This window comes from Streptococcus sp. HMSC067A03, from assembly GCF_001814295.1.
GTDB lineage: Bacteria > Bacillota > Bacilli > Lactobacillales > Streptococcaceae > Streptococcus > Streptococcus constellatus.
The window spans coordinates 1-239 of the sequence record NZ_KV815653.1 but is presented as its reverse complement, the minus strand read 5'-3'; the positions used below and the strand labels follow the sequence as shown (position 1 = coordinate 239).

Sequence of the window (239 nt, the reverse complement as noted above, 5' to 3'; positions counted from 1 at the left end):
ACAGGAACCTTTGATGTGATTGTTTCAGAAGTTTCCAATCCAGCTGGTGGAGTGAAGACAGTTAGTGTTCCAGTTTGGTCTAGTGATGGTGGACAGGATGATATTATTTGGTATACAGCTGCTAGACAATCTGATGGAACTTATAAGGTAACGGTCAAGGCAAGTAATCACAAAAACTCGGTTGGTGAGTATAATATCCATCTTTACTATGTTCAAAATGATGGTCAATTAATTGGTGT

At 38.5% G+C, this 239-nt stretch carries 1 protein-coding gene; it reads left to right on the top strand.

Features of this window, described 5'->3' with window-relative positions; genetic code table 11:
• The coding region (locus HMPREF2963_RS05210) for a GBS Bsp-like repeat-containing protein (RefSeq protein WP_186821953.1) at nucleotides 1-239 on the top strand (239 nt) is incomplete at both ends.